The following is a 19,040-nucleotide window of genomic DNA, read 5'->3' on the forward strand; positions in this document are numbered from 1 at the left end:
CAGGTTTCGATTCCAACCTCAAACGTATTGCCACTGCCAAACGAGAACCGTTCGTCTTAACCTCTCTTGCAGACACATTAAGATATATCTTAAGGTATATCTAAACGTAACGAGAGAAGACGAAAGATGAGAGACCACTCACACCACCCCCACCATCACCGCCCTCACTTCGGCGACCACGGCGATGGCCGCGACGGATTTGAAAAACGCACTGGCCGGGAACGCGGCGGGCGCGGGCCTCGTGTGTTTGCCCCGGGCGATCTGAAATTGCTGCTGTTGGCCCTGATCGCCGATCAGTCCTGCCACGGCTACGATCTGATTCGCCAGATCGAAGGCCTGTTCGATGGCGCCTACAGTCCAAGCCCTGGCGTGATCTATCCGACCCTGACCTTCCTTGAAGAAAGCGAGCTGATCACCGGCGACGCCGAAGGCGGCAAGAAGCGCTACCAGATCACCGAAGCCGGTCAGCAGTTTCTGGTCGAGCAGGCCGTGGCGCTGGACGGCGTGAAAATGCGCATCGAGGTCAGCAAACGTTCATTGCGTGGCCATGACCGCCCACCAGAGATTCACGAAGCCGTTCACAACCTGCGCCACGCCTTGCAGATGCATCACGGTCGCTGGACCCCGGAAGAAATCATCCGCGTGCGCGACCTGCTGAACGAAACCGCCAAAGCCGTCGTTGATGGCACACACACTCCGTCGGAGAAGTCCGTATGAATTCGCAGCAATCGATCCATCGCGTCAGCCACGAAATCAAACGCCGCAAGCTGCAAGTGCTGCGCGTCACCGACATCACCCCACGCATGCGTCGCATCACGCTGCACGGCCCGGAGTTGAAGGGTTTTATCAGCCTGGGCACTGACGATCACGTGAAACTGCTGTTCGCCACTTCGCCCGAAGAGCAGGCGGCGCTTGAAAACTTCACCCCAGGCCCGAACGCCTCGGACGGCCCGCGCCCGGCGATGCGTGACTACACGCCGCGTCGCTACGACGCCGCATCGGGCGAGTTGGACATTGATTTCGTTCTGCATGGCGATGGCCCTGCCGCCACTTGGGCCGCGCAGGCTCAAGCCGGGCAATTTCTGTACATCGCAGGCCCTCGCGGTTCGATGATCGTGCCGGACATGTTCGACAGTTACTTGCTGATTGGCGACGAAACGGCCCTGCCCGCGATTGGACGACGTCTGGAAGAGCTGGCGGCCCATCGTCGCGCGTTGGTGGTGGTCGAGATTGAAGACAACGCCGAACGTCAGGCGCTGGAAAGCCAGGCGCATGTCGAGGTGGTTTGGGTCGTTCGCGGCGAGCGGGATTTGCTGGAGGTGACACGGGGTTTGACGTTGCCGGAAGGCAGCCTGTACGCATGGGTCGCGACGGAATCGGCGCTGTCGCGCAAAGTGCGCCGAGTGTTGCTGGATGAGTTCAAGCTGGACGAAGCGGCGGTGAAGGCGGCGGGTTACTGGCGTCTGGAGGGTTCGGGCGAGGAGTCATCTTCACGCTGATTCATCTGTAACAGCATGGCTTGCCTGCGGCGGCGGTTTTACTGACGCTGCCGCCGGCGAGCCGGACTGCTACAGGGGCGTACGGCGGATCCTATCGACCAACAAAATCACCACCCCAATCCCCACAAACCCCGCCAACACTCCGAACGCATTGGCCAGCGCCCGCTGCAATCCCAAGGTACCAATGTCCAGGAACGGATAGACATAATCGCCGAACGCATTGCCGCGCATCAGCAGATAGCCGAAGTAAACCACCGGGTAAACCATCCACGCCAACAGGTGTTTGAGCCGCAATTGCCCCTTGCGAACGTACAGCCACCAGTAAGCCAAAAACGCTAAAGGCATGACGTCGTGCAGCAATTCGTCGGCGACTTTCTGCCAGCCCTCGGGGCTCCATAAGTGCCGCAACAGCAGGTTGTAAGCAATGCCGACCAACAGAATGCTGGTGGTGATCCCGCCGCAAACAACGGGTGATCTGAAAAACCGGTGCCAGGTCGAGTGCCGGTCTGTGATCGCGCAGGTCAACGCCACGGCCACGAGCGTGTTGGTGAGCACCGTGAAGAAGCTGAAGAATTTGATCAACCCGCCCACCAGGCTGGCCTGATCAGTCCATCGTCCCCACAGCACCAGGTACAACTGCACGGCCAGCGCAAACCAGCCAAGCAGCGCAGCCACAGTGGCATAGCGACGCTGTCCGGGCGTCAGGTGCAGCGTTGAGTCGTACATGGTGCTCAATCCCTGAAAACCTAGACAAGCTTACCAGCGCTTGGTGCGCGCCAGTTTGACGTACAGGTGTTCGACCTTCTCCCGCGCCCAGGGTGTCTTGCGCAGAAACGTCAGGCTCGACTTGATGCTCGGATCGCTTTTGAAACAGCGGATGTCGATGCGCTCCGCCAGCCCCGACCATTCGTAATGCTCCACCAGCCGGTTGAGGATCTGCTCCAGTGTCACGCCGTGCAGCGGGTTGTTGTTCGGTGTGGTCATGCCGGGCCTTTGTGCAATCGATGGAAGGACGTGCTCACGAGGTGCGCACCTTAACGGAGCATGAAGTGGGTGTGAAGCGTTCGTGTGCCTGCCACCGTCCCTGTGGGAGCGAATTCATTCGCGAGGCGGCGGTACCTTCGGCAGAGATGTGTCGAATGTAAGGGCCTTCGCGAATGAATTCGCTCCCACAAATGCCCTCATGGGCACTGACAAGCCTAGCCACTCCATTGTGGCGATTCCAAAATGATTGCATTTTTATTGTTATGTTATAACACTATAAAGCTAATCATTTGAGTCTCACCCTGCCAAGGAAACCGCTGCATGTCCCGCCCTTTCTCTTCCCGACTCTGGCGTCTGACGCCGCTGGCCACTGCGCTGCTGATCGCCTCGCCCTCCCACGCGATCGAACTGGAACAGCAAACCATTACCGCCAACCCGCTGGGGAGCGATCAGGTGGCATCGCCCAGCACCGTACTGACCGGCGATGACCTGACCCTGCAACAAAAAGGTAGCCTGGGCGAAACCCTGAACAAGCAGCCCGGCGTGTCTTCGTCCTACTTCGGACCCGGCGCAAGCCGTCCGATCATTCGCGGTCTGGACGGCGATCGTATTCGTCTGCTGCGCAACGGCGTCGGCGCGCTGGATGCCTCATCGCTGTCGTACGACCACGCGGTGCCACTGGACCCGGTCAATGTGGATCGCATCGAAATCGTGCGTGGCCCCGCCGCTTTGTTGTACGGCGGCAGCGCCATTGGCGGCGTGGTCAACACCTTTGACAACCGCATCCCCACCGAAGCCATCGAAGGCATTCATGGCGCAGGCGAATTGCGCTATGGCGGCGCCGACACCACGCGCAGCAGCGCGGGTCGTCTGGAAGCGGGCAACGGCACGTTCGCCTTGCACCTGGACGCCAACGCCCGGGAATTCAACGACCTGAAAATCCCCGGTTACGCCCGCACCGCCGACGAACGCGCCCGCGATCAGGATGGTGATGACAAAAAGCACCGTCTGGGCAACAGCGACGGCCGTCAGGACGGCGGCGCAGTCGGCGGTTCCTACACCTGGGACGACGGTTACGCGGGGCTTTCCTACAGCAATTACGATTCCAACTACGGCTCGCCCGCCGAGCAGGACGTGCGCATCCGCATGAAGCAGGATCACTACGCGTTCGCCTCGGAAATCCGCAACCTGTCCGGCCCGTTCAGTTCGGTGAAACTGGACGCCGGTTACACCGAATACAAACACATGGAGATCGAAGACGGCGAAGTCGGCACAACCTTCAAGAACAAAGGCTACGAAGCCCGCATCGAAGCGCGCCACCAACCGATTGGCCCGCTGAATGGCGTGGTTGGCGCGCAAGTCACCCGCAGCGAGTTCTCGGCATTGGGCGAAGAAGCCTTCGTGCCCCAGACCGATACCGACGCCGGTGCACTGTTCATTCTTGAAGAGCTACAGGCCACGGATCGCCTGAAGCTGAGCCTGGGCGGACGCCTGGAACACACCACCGTCGATCCGGATGGCAAAGGCAACGAGCGTTTCGCCAATGCAGACCGTTCCAGCAGCTTCACTGCGGGCAGTCTGTCGTCTGGTGCCGTGTACACCCTGACGCCGATCTGGTCGCTGGCCGCCACGCTGGGTTACACCGAACGCGCACCAACGTTCTATGAGTTGTACGCCAATGGCGCTCATGTCGCGACCGGCACCTATGAAGTGGGTGATGCGGGGCTTTCGAAAGAAAAGGCCGTGTCCAGTGACCTGGCGTTGCGCTTTGACAACGGCACGCACAAGGGCAGTTTCGGCGTGTTTTACAGCCACTTCTCCAATTACATCGGCCTGCTGGGCACCGGTCGTACACTGAACGACGACGGTGAAGAAGATGCGGACGGTATCCCGGAATACACCTACTCGGGTGTGCGCGCACGGTTTGCAGGATTCGAGGTACAGGATCACTGGAAACTGGGCGAGAGCCAGTACGGCAAATTCGCGCTGGAGCTGTCAGGCGATTACACCCGCGCCACCAATCTGGACACCGGCGAAGCGCTGCCGCGCATCGCACCGTTGCGCTTGAACAGTGGTCTGCTGTGGGAACTGGACAAGTGGCAGGCGCGGATCGACGTTGAGCATGCCGCGTCCCAAGGCCGTGTGCCGGACAACGAAACTGGCACCGACGGCTACACCACGCTGGGTGCGAGTGCGGGTTATAAATTCAACCTCGGTGGCAGTCAGTGGCTGGCGTTTGTGAACGGAGAAAACCTGACCAACCAGACCGTACGTTACGCCAGCTCGATTTTGCGTGACATCGCCCCGGCGCAAGGCCGGAGCATCGAGGTCGGTTTGCGTACGACGTTCTAACGATCGTCATTTGACTCATGCGTACCCCCTGTGGGACCGAATTCATTCTGGGCGGCATCCCGACGAGGCGGCGGTACATTCGGCAGAGATGTGTCGGATGTAAGGGCCTCTCGCGAATGAATTCGCTCCCACAATTGACTCCAGGCACGGCTTACCGGCGATGGCGTTTTTGAAATCGCCACCGTCGGCAAGCCGTGCTGTTACAGAGACCGCGTTTATATCCAACCTGTGTAACTATCTCTCGCCTCACATCACAGATCACGATTCGCGTATTCCCCATAAACACTAAGGGATAGCGCTACCCCATCTTTTCATGACTGTTGCGCAATTCGTAACTATTCATGTCGCAAAATCGTCTTTTTTAAAAATCGTTAGCCCCCTATCATCGCGCCGAGCTGACAGCTGAATCGTTTCATGCACTCATCTGTCAAGTTTTGCCCTCGCGGCTTATCGACGCAGTGACCGGTCTGCGCCGTCTTCACCTCACCCAAAAGAACTCACGCCCTATGCCTTCGTCCTCGAAACGCTGCACCTCAATTCGCTCACTCGGCCTGGCCGCATTGAGCCTGACAACCTGCGCCCACGCCGCCTCCGCGTTCGATGGCGAGTCGCCATGGATGCTCGGAGACTGGGGTGGCAAGCGCAGCGAGCTGTCGCAACAGGGCTATGACTTCAAGCTCGACACGGTCATCGAGGTCGGTTCGAACCTGCATGGCGGCTACAACCACGACAAGGCGACCCGCTACAGCGATCAATTCGCCCTCGGCGCGCACCTTGATCTGCAAAAAATCCTCGGCTGGCACGACGCTGAATTTCAAGTGACGCTGACCAACCGCAACGGCGACAACATCAGCAACGACCGGGTGTCCGATCCCCGTGTCGGCACTATTTCGTCATCGCAAGAAGTCTGGGGCCGTGGCAACGTCACGCGCCTGACCGACCTGTGGTATCAGCAGAAATTTCTCGATCAGAAGCTGAGCATCAAGGTCGGTCGCTTCAACGAAGGCGAGGACTTCAACACCTTCCCCTGCGACTTCCAGAACCTGTCGTTCTGTGGCTCACAAGTTGGCAACTGGGGCGGCGGCATTTGGTACAACTGGCCGATCAGCCAGTGGGCCTTGCGCGTGAAATACCAGCTCAACCCCGAACTGTTCGTTCAGGTCGGTGCCTTCGAGCAGAACCCGTCGAACCTGGAAAACGACAACAATTTCAAGCTCAGTGGCAGCGGCACGAAAGGCGCTGTGCTGCCAGTCGAGCTGGTCTGGTCGCCAAAGGTCAACGGCCTGCCGGGCGAGTACCGCCTCGGTTACTACTACAGCACCGCCGACAGCAGCGACGTCTATAAGGACAGCAATGGCCGTTACGCCGCCCTGAGCGGTGACGACTACGCTTCGTCGTCCAGCAAACACGGCATGTGGCTGACCCTGCGCCAGCAAGTCACGAGCCAGGCCAGCGATAACAGCCGCGGCCTGAGCCTGTTCGCCAACGGCACCGTGCACGACAAGAAGACCAACATGATCGACAACTACGTCGCGCTGGGCGCCACCTACACCGGCCCGTTCGACGCGCGCCCGAAAGATGACATCGGCCTTGCAATCGGTCGCATTCACGTCAACCCGGCGTATCGCAAGAACATCAACCTGCAAAATCTGGCCAACAACGTCAGCGACTACAACGACCCGGCCTTCCTGCCCGTGCAGGACACCGAATACAACGCCGAGCTGTACTACGGCGTCCACGTCGCCAACTGGCTGACCGTGCGCCCCAACCTGCAATTCATCCGTCACCCAGGCGGCGTGAACCAGGTCGACGACGCGTTGGTGGCCGGACTGAAGATTCAATCTTCGTTCTGATCGACATATTCGAACTTTCTGAATCCGGTTTCTGGAACTAGCGTGAAAGAGACGGATTCAAACGGTTCGAGTCGACAAATGAAAAGAACAAAGCGTCAACCACTTAATCGTTACGGAGTACGACACTATGAGCACTGACGGTGCTTTCAGTCGGGGTCGCCGGTTACCGAGCGTGCTCGGGCTGGTGATTCTGATCATGGGCCTGGCCTTGCTGGCCGGGGGTATCAAACTGCTGACACTGGGCGGGTCGTTGTATTACCTGCTGGCCGGTATTGGTTTCATCATCACTGGCGTGTTGCTGATCAAAGGCAGCCGCGCGGCACTGGGCGTGTTTGCCGTCGTGCTGTTTCTCAGCACGGTCTGGGCGCTATGGGAAGTCGGCCTGGACTGGTGGCAGTTGGTGCCACGTCTGTCGCTGTGGTTCGTACTCGGCGTCATCATGCTACTGCCATGGTTCCGCCGCCCTGTGCTGCGCGGCCAGCCGGGCGGTCTGCCGACCGTTGCGCTGAGCATCGCTGTGGTGTTGGCCGGTCTGACGGCCATCGCCAGCCAGTTCACCAGCCCGGGTGAAATCAAAGGCAAGCTGGACCGCGACGACGCAGGCGTGGCGTACGATCCGCAGCCAATGCCGGAAGGCGACTGGCAGGCGTATGGTCGCTCCGAGCACGGTAATCGCTACTCGCCGCTGAAGCAGATCACCCCTGAAAACGTCGGCAAACTGCAAGAAGCCTGGCGCATTCGCACCGGCGACCTGCCAACGGCAGAAGACCCGGTCGAACTGACCAACGAGAACACCCCGCTGAAGGTCAACGGCATGGTCTATGCCTGCACCCCGCACAGCAAGGTGCTGGCGCTGGACCCGGACACCGGCAAGACCATCTGGTCGTACGACCCGCAGATCTCGAAAGAGGGTGCGAAAAACTTCACAGGCTGGGCACACATGACCTGCCGTGGCGTTTCGTACTACGACGAAGACGCCTACGCCAAATCCGACGTCGGCGCTCCGGCGGCCGCGCTGTCTGACGCTGGCAAAGCGGTTGCAACCGCCTGCCCTCGTCGCCTGTACCTGCCGACCGCCGACGCGCGCCTGATCGCGCTGAACGCCGACACTGGCAAGGTCTGCGAAGACTTCGCCAACAAAGGTGCTGTCGATTTGCGCGCCAACATCGGCCCGTTCACTGCCGGTGGCTACTACTCCACCTCGCCTGCCGCGATCACCCGTAATCTGGTGATCATTGGCGGCCACGTGACCGACAACGAGTCGACCAACGAGCCATCGGGCGTGATCCGCGCCTACGACGTGCACGACGGCAAACTGGTGTGGAACTGGGACCCGAACAACCCGGACGCTACCGCGCCGATTGCTGCCGACCAGTTCTACTCGCGCAACGCACCGAACATGTGGTCGCTGGCCAGCGTCGACGAAAAGCTGGGCTTGGTCTACCTGCCACTGGGCAACCAGATGCCTGACCAGTACGGTGCAGACCGTACCCCCGGCGCCGAGAAATTCAGCGCAGGCCTGGTCGCACTGGACGTCAATACCGGCAAGGTGCGCTGGAACTACCAGTTCACTCACCACGACGTGTGGGACATGGACGTACCGAGCCAGCCAACCTTGATCAACCTGAAAACCAAGGACGGCGTGAAGCCGGCCGTGATTCAGCCGACCAAGCAAGGCAGCCTGTACGTACTGGACCGCCGCGATGGCACCCCAATTGTGCCCATCGACGAGGTTCCGGCGCCGACCGGTGCTGCGCAAGGCGACCACACTTCGCCGACTCAAGCGCGTTCGCAACTGAACATGCTGCCGCCTGAGCTGACTGAAAAAGCCATGTGGGGCGCCACCGCGTTCGACCAGATGCTGTGCCGCATCCAGTTCAAGGAACTGCGTTACGAAGGTCAGTACACACCTCCGTCCGAGCAAGGCAGCATCATCTATCCGGGTAACGTGGGCGTGTTCAACTGGGGCGCCGTTTCGGTCGATCCGGTGCGTCAGTTGATGTTCACCAGCCCGAACTACATGGCCTTCGTGTCCAAGCTGGTGCCGCGCGCCAAGGTTGAGGCGGGCAGCAAGCGTGAGAGCGAAACCAGCGGCGTGCAGCCGAACACCGGCGCGCCGTACGCTGTGATCATGCACCCGCTGATGTCGCAGTTCGGTATGCCGTGCCAGGCCCCGTCGTGGGGTAACGTGGCGGCGGTCGACCTGACCACCAATCAGGTGGTGTGGAAGCACAAAAATGGCACCAGCCGCGACAACACGCCAGTACCAATTGGCCTGCCAGTGGGCGTGCCGAGCATGGGCGGTTCGATGGTGACGGCAGGCGGCGTGGGCTTCCTGGCCGGTACGCTGGACCAGTACCTGCGTGCGTATGACGTGAAAACCGGTAAAGAGCTGTTCGCCGGGCGTCTGCCAGCGGGTGGCCAGGCGACGCCAATGACCTACACCGGCAAGGACGGCAAGCAATACGTGCTGATCGTTGCCGGCGGCCACGGCTCGCTGGGTACGCGAATGGGCGATTACATCATTGCGTACAAGCTGCCGGATTGATTCGGTAGAGCGGTAAACGAAAAGGCGGCCATCGAAAGATGACCGCCTTTTTTGTGAAAGGGTTTGTTGTGCCGTCGGATCTGGCGCCGTGCACAATCTTTCGGTGACCCCGATCCTTTGTGGGAGCCGGCTTGCTGGCGAACGCGTCGGATCAGCCGAATATCGTTAGCCTGACACTCCGAGTTCGCCAGCAAGCCGGCTCCCACAAGATACGCAGCGGATCATTTTTCGATCACCTCACCGCGCTGCGGCGCCAGTCGCGCGATCAACCGGTTCTGCGTCGACACCGGGATGTGTTGGTCATCCATCGCGTCGATCAGGTTTTCCACCAGCGCATTGAAGTCGCTGCGACTCAGGTTCAGCCCCTTGTGCGCCTCAGCCAACGTATCGCCGGTGTAGGTGCAAGGCCCTCCCGCTTCGACGCAGAACTTCTCGACCAGCTTGTCACGCACACGAACGATGTCGACCTTGGCGAAAAACTTGTAGATACGCTTATCTTTGGCGATATGCAGCAGCATCCCCTCGACGATCTTTTGAATCCCCGCCCGCTCGCCCAGCGCGTGGTACAAGCTGTCATCCTTGGGCGGCTGCTGCGCGCAGGCCACCAACAGGGCAAGGCTCAAGACCCCCATCCAGCGCAATGGTCGCACCATCAGAAGCTCCCCTGCACAGACAGATACGTGCCGTTCTGGTTGTCCAGCGTGGCAATTTCGCCTAGACGGGCGTAGGCCAACACCACCGAAACATGCTTGTTGGGGAACCAGGCGACAAATGCGTCAGCCCAATCGCTCTCCCCGGCGAACGAGAGGTTGTCGGGCTTTTCCCGATACTCGACGCCCACCGCCCAGCGCGGGTTGAACAGCAACGCCACCGAGCCCTCTTTCAACACGCTGCGGGTATCACGCCGATCGCCCCCAAAACCCAGAAGGCCGGTTTCATTGGCCCGGCTGTAACGCACGCCGCCGTTAACCACCACGTTGTAACCAAAGGCAGCGCCCATGAACAAACGGCTCGCCGTGAGGTAACCCTCAACGTCGGCGTCACGTTTGGAGCCAATGAGGCTTGGGATCAGAAAGTCATTCTGGTGTTTGTATTCAAGACCCGCTGACACTTGGGGCAATTGGTCATAGATCAGGTCGCCAAACAGCCGGACCTTCACCCCGAAGATGTCCTGAGTGAGATTGTCTTCCGGCAGGCTCAGTTTATGAACCAGCGAACCCAGGTCGAATCGCTGATGCGCGTACGAAAACTCCACGCGGTTACCGTAGGAAAACGCCATACCGGCGACATCCAGCGTGTAGTCGGGGAGATCGATATGGGTGGCGAACAGGTTGGCGCCCCACTCGCCCTGTTCGTCGTAACCGGCGAGCACTGCCCAAGGGATGATCCCGCCCCCAGCCGCGCCTTCGATGCTGCTGGCCCCCCCGGTAGCGATCAGACGCCCCTGATCGGCTTCGGCCACAGCGGCCAGACCGGCCATGCAACCACCTACCACACTCGCTAACACCACAGGGCTTAATACAGCCCAGAGACTACGTGTCATAAACATCAACCAATCAGTGGATCATCATGCTCGGTGAACTGTGAGACTTGGCGATCCATGCCTCGAAAGCGACCGCATTGAGCGGCCGACTGATCAAATAGCCCTGCGCGGTATCGCAGTGCCAACGCTCCAGCAATCGCAAACTGTGCTCGTACTCAACGCCTTCAGCGACCACCTTGAGCCCCAGGTTATGGCTCATCTCAATGGTTGAACGGACGATCACCGCGTCTTCGCTGGTTTCATCCAGATTACGCACGAAGGACTGGTCGATTTTCAGTTCCTGCACCGGCAAGCGCTTGAGGTGCGCCAATGAAGAGTAGCCGGTTCCGAAGTCATCCACTGACAGACTGATGCCGCATTCACGCAGCCGGTTGAGCACTTGCAGCGCCTGCTCCGGCTCGCGCATCACAGCACTTTCAGTGATCTCGAATATCAATTGTTCGGCGGGCACGCGGTACAACTTGAGCAGATCGGACACGCGGTCGACCAAGTCGCCATCGAGCAGGTCATCGGCTGAGATGTTCACCGACAACTGCACGTGCAAGCCGCGACGACCCCATTCGGCCAATTGGCGCATGGCCTCCTCGATGACCCAGTTGGTCAGCAACTGAATGCTGCCCGTGCGCTCGGCCAGTACGATGAATTCGCCAGGCGATACACTCCCGAACTGTGGATGCTGCCAGCGCAACAGGGCCTCGGCCTGCCGCGCACGGCCATTACGGATATCCAGCTTCGGCTGGTAATGCAGCAGCAGCTCGCCGTTGCGTGCAGCATGGCGCAGATCCCGAATCAACTTGATCTGGCGCTGATGCGCAACGTCCCGCCCATCCTCGTAGACCTGTAGACGCCCCGGCATCTGCGTGGCGTCCTGCCGGGCAATGGAGGCGCGGCGAAGCAGTTCGGAAGGCGAATCGCCATGAACCGGGTACGCCGCGATGCCGATGCAGGCGTCCAGCGAGATATCGTGATCGGCGATGTGCTGCGGCTTGAGCAGCAGTCGTTGCAGCCGGTCAGCCACTGCCACCGCACTGTCGATTTCGGCATTGTGCACCAGTAGCAGGAACTCGTTACCGGATAACCGCGCCACGGTGTCACCGGGGCGCAACGGCAGTTGCAGTTGCTCGCCAAGGATTTGCAACAGGTGCTCGACCCCTTCCGGCCCGATGCTGTCGTTGATGGCGCGAAAGTTGTCGATGCCCAGATAGAGCAAAGCCACGTGCCGCTGCGACGAGACCGCACTGCCCAGACGCTCCATCACCAACGCCCGATTGGGCAGGCCGGTGAGACCGTCATGCAGGGCGTTGTGCGCCAGTTGTTTTTCACGCTCGGCGATGCCTTCCTGCATATGGTTGATCGCCCCCGCCAACAACCCCAGTTCATCGCCGCGCTCGAGCGTGACAGGCGTGCTGTAATCGCCCTCCCCGATCCGCTCGGCGGCCTGGGCCAACGCCCTCACAGGTCCCGACACACTGCGCGCCAGCAGCAACGTGCCAATCAATGAGGCCACCATGGCGACCACAGTGATCCAGAACAACTTTTCATCCAGCGGCGCGAACGCCTGCATCGCGTGATCCAGCGGGCTTTGCAGCAAGGCCACGACCTGATCGCCGTTGCTGTCGCCGGTATTCCCCAGATTCAGGCGCGTGCTCAAAAAGCTGTGCTTGCCGTGCTCGGTCATCTGCATCTGATCGCCCGCCGGGCTCATCATCAGACCTTGCAGGCTGTCGTGCAGCCGTTGGGGTTGGGTACTGATGACTTGTCCGGGTTCGTGATTGACCACAGAAAGGAACGACACCTGCAAACCGCTGAGCGAACGCAGCTCCTGTGCCAGGTCGTCATCCATGCTGAACCCCATGACCACTCGCGCAATCGGCAGCGGCGCCGATATGGTGCTCTCGACCAACAGGTGCGGCATGCCCTGCAATGGCACAATCAGCATCGACTGATTGTGTGACTTCAAATCGCGCAAGGCTTGAAAGTAAGGAAACGGCGAGCCTTCGGGGATCTGGTCGATGGTGCTGGACAACACTTTGCCGTCCATGCCCAACAGGAACATGTCGTTGGCGTTGATCCGTGCTCCATGGTTGAGCAAGACCGAGCGGATCGTCGCCGAGTCCGCCGACGCCACGGCATCACGAAAGCCGAAGTCGCTGGAGAGCAATTGCACGGCATCACGCAGCCGCTTGCCGCGCATTTCCAGCAAGCCCTCGAACACCCGTGTACCCACTTCCAGTTGTGCCTGCGCCTGTTTGCGCACAGCGTCCTGCGTCGCGGCCTTGACGGCGAGAAACACCGCACCAACCACGATCAGCAGCAGCAGAATCAGCACGCCTGCAATGCGCGCCTGAAAGCTAATTCGGCGTTTCATTCATGGGCAGCTTTGTGGAACGCATCGCCAAATGCACTGGGCGGGGGCGCTGCGGGGCTATCTTCGGCCTTGGGTTGCACGGCGAGGGTGAAACGCTGATGCAGGCCTGCGGCAGGAATGTCGAACTCGCCTCCGGAAACGGGTTGCATGTCAGGCGCCTGGGGATGCCAGAGCGTCGCCTTGTAGTGCCCTGCGGGCATCTGATCGAGACGAAGCGTCCCATTGGCACTGCTCACGCCAAACCAGGGATCGTCAGTTACGTAGATATAGCCCAACATCCAATCGTGGATATTACAGCCGAGTACGACCACACCTGGTTTGTCGAACAACACCGGGTCAGACGGCGTGCCGCCGTACAGACGCAGTTCGAAGCGTTTGGCGGGCGAAAACGAATACACCTGATGGCGAATGTCGTCGCTGTTGGGAAATTTGACTTGAGTACCCGTACGCACCGCCAGCACATGGGGCGCAAAGCGCTGATCGCGCTGGTCCATGTCGGCTTTAGGGGCCGGATCGGGCTTTGCGGCAGGCCCCTGGAGCGTCAACACGGCATCGCTCAAAGGTTTGCCCTGAGCATCGACGAATTCGGCAGTCAACGAGGCGGCGCTGGCAGCGGAGCCAAGAAGAACGGTTGCGGCCACCCACAACGAAGAAACAACGTGGTTCATACAAACGTCCAGTACGGCATGGTCGGTAGTAAGAGTAGCGCCAGCCCTGGCATTGTGCGGAAACGTTTTACGCAGATTACCCGCCCCTAAAAGGAAGATCACGCGATAAAAGCAGGCATAACGCCACTACTCACTAATAGCCGACGAAAGGCACAAGCCACCTATATTTCCCTATCGGCTCTCCTGTTCAATGCTATCGACCGCAACTATTGAAACCTGAGCGCGGCTGCCCCATCTAAGCCTCAACTCCATTCATGCAGGTGCCCCATGAGCGACCAGCAAGCAGATTCAGCACACGCTGCCGGTGATATCGATCACGAGCACGAAGTCATCGGCGCGGACCGTAAAAGCCTTGCGCTGCCGGGCCAGAACCTCCCGGATCAGGTGTACATCATCCCGATTCACAACCGCCCGTTCTTCCCGGCGCAAGTCCTGCCGGTGATCGTCAACGAAGAACCTTGGGCCGAAACCCTTGAACTGGTGAGCAAATCCGAACACCACTCGCTGGCGCTGTTCTTCATGGACACGCCGCCTGAAGACCCACGCCACTTCGACACCAAGGCCCTGCCCGAATACGGCACGCTGGTGAAGGTGCACCACGCCAGCCGTGAAGGCGGCAAATTGCAGTTCGTGGCCCAGGGCCTGAGTCGTGTGCGCATCAAGACGTGGCTCAAACACCATCGCCCCCCCTTCCTGGTGGAAGTCGAATACCCGCATCAACCCAACGAGCCGACCGACGAGGTCAAGGCTTACGGGATGGCGCTGATCAACGCGATCAAGGAATTGCTGCCCCTCAACCCGCTTTATAGCGAGGAACTGAAGAACTACCTCAACCGTTTCAGCCCCAACGATCCATCCCCGCTGACCGACTTCGCAGCCGCCCTGACCTCGGCCACGGGTGTGGAATTGCAGGAAGTGCTGGATTGCGTGCCCGTGCTCAAGCGCATGGAAAAAGTCCTGCCGATGCTGCGCAAGGAAGTGGAAGTCGCGCGTTTGCAGAAAGAAATTTCCGCCGAGGTGAACCGCAAGATCGGCGAGCACCAGCGCGAGTTCTTCCTGAAAGAGCAGTTGAAAGTCATTCAGCAGGAACTCGGTCTGACCAAAGACGACCGCAGCGCCGACATCGAGCAGTTCGAAGAACGTCTGGTCGGCAAGACCCTGCCGCCGCAAGCGCGCAAGCGCATTGACGAAGAGATCAACAAGCTCTCGGTTCTGGAAACCGGCTCGCCGGAATACGCCGTTACTCGCAACTACCTCGATTGGGCCAGTTCGGTGCCATGGGGCGTCTACGGCGAAGACAAGCTGGACCTCAAGCACGCGCGCAAAGTGCTCGACCAGCATCATGCCGGACTCGATGACATCAAGAGCCGCATCCTCGAATTCCTTGCGGTCGGCGCTTACAAAGGTGAAATCGCAGGCTCGATCGTGCTGCTGGTCGGCCCGCCGGGCGTGGGTAAAACCAGCGTCGGTAAATCGATTGCCGAATCGCTGGGGCGACCGTTCTATCGCTTCAGCGTCGGCGGCATGCGCGATGAAGCCGAAATCAAGGGCCATCGCCGCACCTACATCGGCGCCCAACCGGGCAAGCTGGTGCAGGCGCTCAAAGACATGGAGGTGATGAACCCCGTCATCATGCTCGACGAAATCGACAAGATGGGTCAGAGCTATCAAGGCGACCCGGCGTCTGCGCTGTTGGAAACCCTCGATCCTGAGCAAAACGTAGAATTCCTCGACCACTATCTGGACTTGCGTCTGGACCTGTCGAAAGTGCTGTTCGTCTGCACCGCCAACACGCTGGACTCGATCCCCGGCCCACTGTTGGACCGGATGGAAGTCATCCGCCTGTCGGGCTATATCACCGAGGAAAAACTGGCCATCGCCAAACGCCATCTTTGGCCCAAACAACTGGACAAGGCAGGCGTGGCGAAAACCAGCCTGAGCATCAGCGACAGCGCATTGCGCGCAGTCATTGAAGGCTACGCCCGTGAGTCCGGCGTTCGTCAGTTGGAGAAGCAACTGGGCAAGCTGGTGCGCAAGGCGGTGGTCAAGTTGCTCGATAACCCCGACACCGTCGTGAAGATCGGCCCGAAAGACCTTGAAGCCTCCCTTGGCATGCCGGTCTTCCGCAGCGAACAGGTGTTGTCCGGCATAGGCGTGATCACCGGCCTGGCGTGGACCAGCATGGGCGGCGCCACGTTGCCGATCGAAGCCACGCGCATTCACACCCACAACCGCGGCTTCAAGCTGACCGGCCAGTTGGGCGACGTGATGAAAGAGTCCGCGGAAATCGCCTACAGCTACATCAGCTCCAATCTGGCGAAGTTTGGCGGCGACAAAGGTTTCTTCGACGAGGCCTTCGTTCACTTGCACGTGCCGGAAGGCGCGACGCCAAAAGATGGCCCGAGCGCAGGCGTGACCATGGCCAGCGCCCTGCTCTCTCTGGCACGCAATCAGGCGCCGAAGAAAGGCGTGGCCATGACCGGCGAACTGACCCTGACCGGGCATGTACTGCCCATTGGCGGCGTGCGGGAGAAAGTCATTGCGGCGCGACGCCAGAAGATCTTCGAACTGATCCTGCCAGAAGCCAACAGGGGAGACTTCGACGAACTGCCGGAGTACCTCAAGGAAGGCATCACCGCCCACTTCGCCAAGCGCTTCTCGGACGTGGCAAAGGTGTTGTTCTAATACCCCACGCTCTTCCGGTTGAGGCAGTGATCGTGCCCACGCTCTGCGTGGGCATGCATCCTTAGCGGCGTTACCACGCAGAGCGTGGGAACGATCAAATCCACCCCATCTTCGGTTATGCTCGGCCCCACACCGTTCAAGACCGGAGCCTTCATGACCCCTGCCCGTCTGCTTGTCCCGTTGAGCATGGCCCTGCTGGCCGCCTGCGCCCAGCAACCGAAACAGATCGTCTCTCTCGAAGACCAGAAAGACTGCCCGATCACCCTCAAGACCGGCCAGACCCTCATGCTCATGCTGCCCAGCAACCCCACCACCGGGCACCGCTGGCTGATGCAGAACCCCGCACCCTCGATCCTCAACGCCCTGGGCCCTGAAGTGTTCAACACCCCGGAAGACGTCGGCATGGTGGGCACTTCCGGCCAGTCAGTCTGGCGCTACAAAGCCGCCAACCCCGGCACCGGTCACCTGATGATGGTTTACCAGCAACCCTGGGCGCCGGAAGTACGGCCCGAGCGCACGTTCGATTGCGCGATCACGGTGAAGTAACCTCCACACCGCTCCTACCGAACATCCTCTGACCTTGGTCACGATGAGATGAGGTTTCAGCATCACAACACATTTGGCTAAAATGCCGCACTTTTCGCCTCATCCTTCGGAACTGCCGTGAGCCAAGAACCCGACCGCCTATTCGCCCAGCCGCTGGCCCAGGTGCCTGACTTCGCCTTCAACGAGGACGTAGTGCGGGTCTTCCCGGACATGATCAAGCGCTCGGTGCCGGGCTACCCGACCATCGTCGAGAACCTGGGCGTACTCGCGGCGCAATTCGCCCAGCCCCACAGCGTGCTCTATGACTTGGGCAGTTCACTGGGCGCCGTGACCCAGGCATTGCGTCGCCATGTGCGCACCGACGACTGCCGGGTGATCGCCGTCGACAACTCCGCTGCGATGGTCGAACGCTGCCGCGAGTACCTCAATGCACAGGACTCGATGTATCAGGAACTGCTGCCGGTCGACGTGATCGAGGGCGACATCCTCGCACTGGACTTCCAGACCGCCTCAGTCGTGGCCCTGAACTTCACCCTGCAATTCATCGCCCCTGAACAGCGTCTGGAGTTGCTGAGCCGGATTCGTCGGTCCCTGCTGCCTGGCGGCGCGCTGATCCTGTCCGAGAAACTGCGCTTCGACGACAACGAAGAACACGCCCTGCTCACCGACCTGCACGTGGCCTTCAAACGCGCCAATGGTTACAGCGAGCTGGAAATCGCGCAGAAGCGCAGCGCCATTGAAAACGTGATGAAACCTGACAGCCTCGAACAGCACCGCGAACGCCTGCTGGCGGCCGGGTTCAGCAAAGTCGTGCCCTGGTTCCAGTGCCTTAATTTCGCTTCTTTGATTGCCCTGCCATGATCGATCTCGCTCCACTGGTCCGCCGTCTGGCGGGCACCCCTCTATATATCTGGGCTCAAGGCCTGCAAGCGCAACTCGACGCAAAGATGGAAAAAGGCCATGGCGACCTGGAGCGCTGGCAAGGTGCGCTCAATGCGCTGCCCGAACTGACTGCGACCCGCGTTGAACTCAAGGATCGTTTCGCGCTGGACGCCGACTGCGACGACGCCACCCGCGAGCAGACCCGAGCCGCGCTGATGGGACTGTCGCCTTGGCGCAAAGGCCCGTTCGATGTGTTCGGCGTGCACGTCGACACCGAATGGCGCTCGGACTGGAAATGGTCCCGCGTCTCGCCCCATCTCGATCTGGTGGGCAAGCGGGTGCTCGATGTCGGCTGCGGTAACGGCTATTACCAATGGCGCATGCTCGGCGCAGGGGCTGACAGCGTGATCGGCGTGGACCCCAACTGGCTGTTCTTCTGTCAGTTCCAGGCCATGCAGCGCTACCTGCCTGACCTGCCCGCCTGGCACCTGCCGTTTGCGTTGGAAGACCTGCCTGCGCGGCTGGAAGGCTTCGACACAGTGTTTTCGATGGGCGTGCTTTACCACCGCAAATCGCCGATCGACCATTTGCTGGCGCTGAAGGATTGCCTGGTCAAAGGCGGCGAGCTGGTGCTGGAGACCATGGTGGTCGAAGGCGACGTGCATCAAGTGCTGGTGCCGGAAGACCGCTACTCGCAGATGCGCAACGTGTGGTTCCTGCCTTCAGTTCCTGCGCTGGAACTGTGGCTGCGCCGCGCCGGTTTCGTCGATGTGCGCTGCGTGGATGTCAGCACCACCACCGTCGAAGAACAGCGCAGTACCGAGTGGATGAAATATCAGTCGCTGAGCGACTTCCTCGACCCGAATGACCACAGCAAGACCGTGGAAGGTTTGCCCGCGCCGCGCAGGGCCGTGATTGTCGGGCGCAAGGCCTGACACACTAAAGCGCTCTGCAACCGAATATCCCTGTGGATGCGATGTTGCCTGGTCAAGCGCATTCGCCACTAAGGCGGCTCCCACAATGACTGCGTCGGACCCATGACGTTTGGTCGGCGCCGAACCTGTGGGAGCTGGCTTGCTGGCGAAAGCGGTAGTACAGCAACCGCAAAGGTA

General features: G+C 60.2%; 15 protein-coding genes. 9 read left to right on the top strand and 6 right to left on the bottom strand.

Features of this window, described 5'->3' with window-relative positions:
• Nucleotides 1–126 precede the first annotated feature (126 nt).
• Both ACI5GA_RS10400 and ACI5GA_RS10405 read left to right on the top strand, forming a co-directional pair.
• Nucleotides 127–717, top strand: coding sequence for a PadR family transcriptional regulator (locus ACI5GA_RS10400; RefSeq protein ID WP_404636075.1), 591 nt, complete (start codon nt 127–129; stop codon nt 715–717).
• A complete protein-coding gene (locus ACI5GA_RS10405) occupies nt 714–1,499 on the top strand; it encodes a siderophore-interacting protein (RefSeq protein WP_421422727.1) in 786 nt (261 codons plus the stop codon). The genes ACI5GA_RS10400 and ACI5GA_RS10405 overlap by 4 nt, the downstream gene beginning before the upstream one ends.
• A gap of 69 nt (nt 1,500–1,568) precedes the next feature.
• On the opposite strand, the gene ACI5GA_RS10410 is transcribed toward ACI5GA_RS10405, so the two are convergent.
• Both ACI5GA_RS10410 and ACI5GA_RS10415 read right to left on the bottom strand, forming a co-directional pair.
• On the bottom strand, nt 1,569–2,225 hold the full coding sequence (locus ACI5GA_RS10410) for a Pr6Pr family membrane protein (RefSeq protein WP_421422728.1): 657 nt from the start codon (nt 2,223–2,225) through the stop codon (nt 1,569–1,571).
• A gap of 30 nt (nt 2,226–2,255) precedes the next feature.
• On the bottom strand, nt 2,256–2,483 hold the full coding sequence (locus ACI5GA_RS10415; RefSeq protein ID WP_404636071.1) for a VF530 family DNA-binding protein: 228 nt from the start codon (nt 2,481–2,483) through the stop codon (nt 2,256–2,258).
• Nucleotides 2,484–2,804: 321 nt separating this feature from the next.
• Here ACI5GA_RS10415 and ACI5GA_RS10420 point away from each other — a divergent pair, with 321 nt between their 5' ends.
• From ACI5GA_RS10420 to ACI5GA_RS10430, 3 genes are all read left to right on the top strand, one after another.
• Nucleotides 2,805–4,835 carry a TonB-dependent receptor gene (locus ACI5GA_RS10420; RefSeq protein ID WP_421422729.1) on the top strand — a complete coding sequence of 677 codons (2,031 nt, stop codon included), beginning with the start codon at nt 2,805–2,807 and terminating at the stop codon, nt 4,833–4,835.
• A gap of 506 nt (nt 4,836–5,341) precedes the next feature.
• The gene (locus tag ACI5GA_RS10425; protein WP_421422730.1) at nt 5,342–6,688 is read left to right on the top strand and encodes a carbohydrate porin; all 1,347 of its coding nucleotides are present in this window, start codon (nt 5,342–5,344) and stop codon (nt 6,686–6,688) included.
• A 127-nt stretch (nt 6,689–6,815) separates the two neighbouring features.
• Nucleotides 6,816–9,236 carry a glucose/quinate/shikimate family membrane-bound PQQ-dependent dehydrogenase gene (locus ACI5GA_RS10430; RefSeq protein ID WP_421422731.1) on the top strand — a complete coding sequence of 807 codons (2,421 nt, stop codon included), beginning with the start codon at nt 6,816–6,818 and terminating at the stop codon, nt 9,234–9,236.
• 221 nt (nt 9,237–9,457) lie between these two features.
• Here the strand turns inward: ACI5GA_RS10430 and ACI5GA_RS10435 are convergent, their stop codons facing one another.
• The 4 genes from ACI5GA_RS10435 to ACI5GA_RS10450 all read right to left on the bottom strand — a co-directional run bounded on the left by ACI5GA_RS10435 (nt 9,458) and on the right by ACI5GA_RS10450 (nt 13,815).
• Complete coding sequence (locus tag ACI5GA_RS10435; RefSeq protein ID WP_404636264.1) at nt 9,458–9,868, bottom strand: group I truncated hemoglobin; 411 nt, start codon at nt 9,866–9,868, stop codon at nt 9,458–9,460.
• A gap of 20 nt (nt 9,869–9,888) precedes the next feature.
• Nucleotides 9,889–10,716, bottom strand: a complete 828-nt coding sequence (locus ACI5GA_RS10440; protein WP_421425466.1) for a DUF3034 family protein — start codon at nt 10,714–10,716, stop codon at nt 9,889–9,891.
• A 76-nt stretch (nt 10,717–10,792) separates the two neighbouring features.
• Nucleotides 10,793–13,147, bottom strand: a complete 2,355-nt coding sequence (locus ACI5GA_RS10445; protein ID WP_421422732.1) for an EAL domain-containing protein — start codon at nt 13,145–13,147, stop codon at nt 10,793–10,795.
• Nucleotides 13,144–13,815 carry a methylamine utilization protein gene (locus ACI5GA_RS10450; RefSeq protein WP_421422733.1) on the bottom strand — a complete coding sequence of 224 codons (672 nt, stop codon included), beginning with the start codon at nt 13,813–13,815 and terminating at the stop codon, nt 13,144–13,146. The genes ACI5GA_RS10445 and ACI5GA_RS10450 overlap by 4 nt, the downstream gene beginning before the upstream one ends.
• A gap of 267 nt (nt 13,816–14,082) precedes the next feature.
• Here ACI5GA_RS10450 and lon point away from each other — a divergent pair, with 267 nt between their 5' ends.
• The 4 genes from lon to cmoB all read left to right on the top strand — a co-directional run bounded on the left by lon (nt 14,083) and on the right by cmoB (nt 18,863).
• A complete protein-coding gene (gene lon / locus ACI5GA_RS10455) occupies nt 14,083–16,500 on the top strand; it encodes an endopeptidase La (RefSeq protein ID WP_404636059.1) in 2,418 nt (805 codons plus the stop codon).
• A gap of 153 nt (nt 16,501–16,653) precedes the next feature.
• The gene (locus ACI5GA_RS10460; RefSeq protein ID WP_404636057.1) at nt 16,654–17,046 is read left to right on the top strand and encodes a protease inhibitor I42 family protein; all 393 of its coding nucleotides are present in this window, start codon (nt 16,654–16,656) and stop codon (nt 17,044–17,046) included.
• Nucleotides 17,047–17,163: 117 nt separating this feature from the next.
• Entirely contained in the window at nt 17,164–17,907 is a 744-nt protein-coding gene (cmoA, locus tag ACI5GA_RS10465) for a carboxy-S-adenosyl-L-methionine synthase CmoA (RefSeq protein WP_404636055.1), read from the top strand.
• Nucleotides 17,904–18,863, top strand: a complete 960-nt coding sequence (gene cmoB / locus ACI5GA_RS10470; protein WP_404636053.1) for a tRNA 5-methoxyuridine(34)/uridine 5-oxyacetic acid(34) synthase CmoB — start codon at nt 17,904–17,906, stop codon at nt 18,861–18,863. The genes cmoA and cmoB overlap by 4 nt, the downstream gene beginning before the upstream one ends.
• Nucleotides 18,864–19,040 lie beyond the last annotated feature (177 nt).

This window comes from Pseudomonas sp. Pseu.R1, assembly GCF_045764065.1.
Taxonomy (GTDB): domain Bacteria; phylum Pseudomonadota; class Gammaproteobacteria; order Pseudomonadales; family Pseudomonadaceae; genus Aquipseudomonas.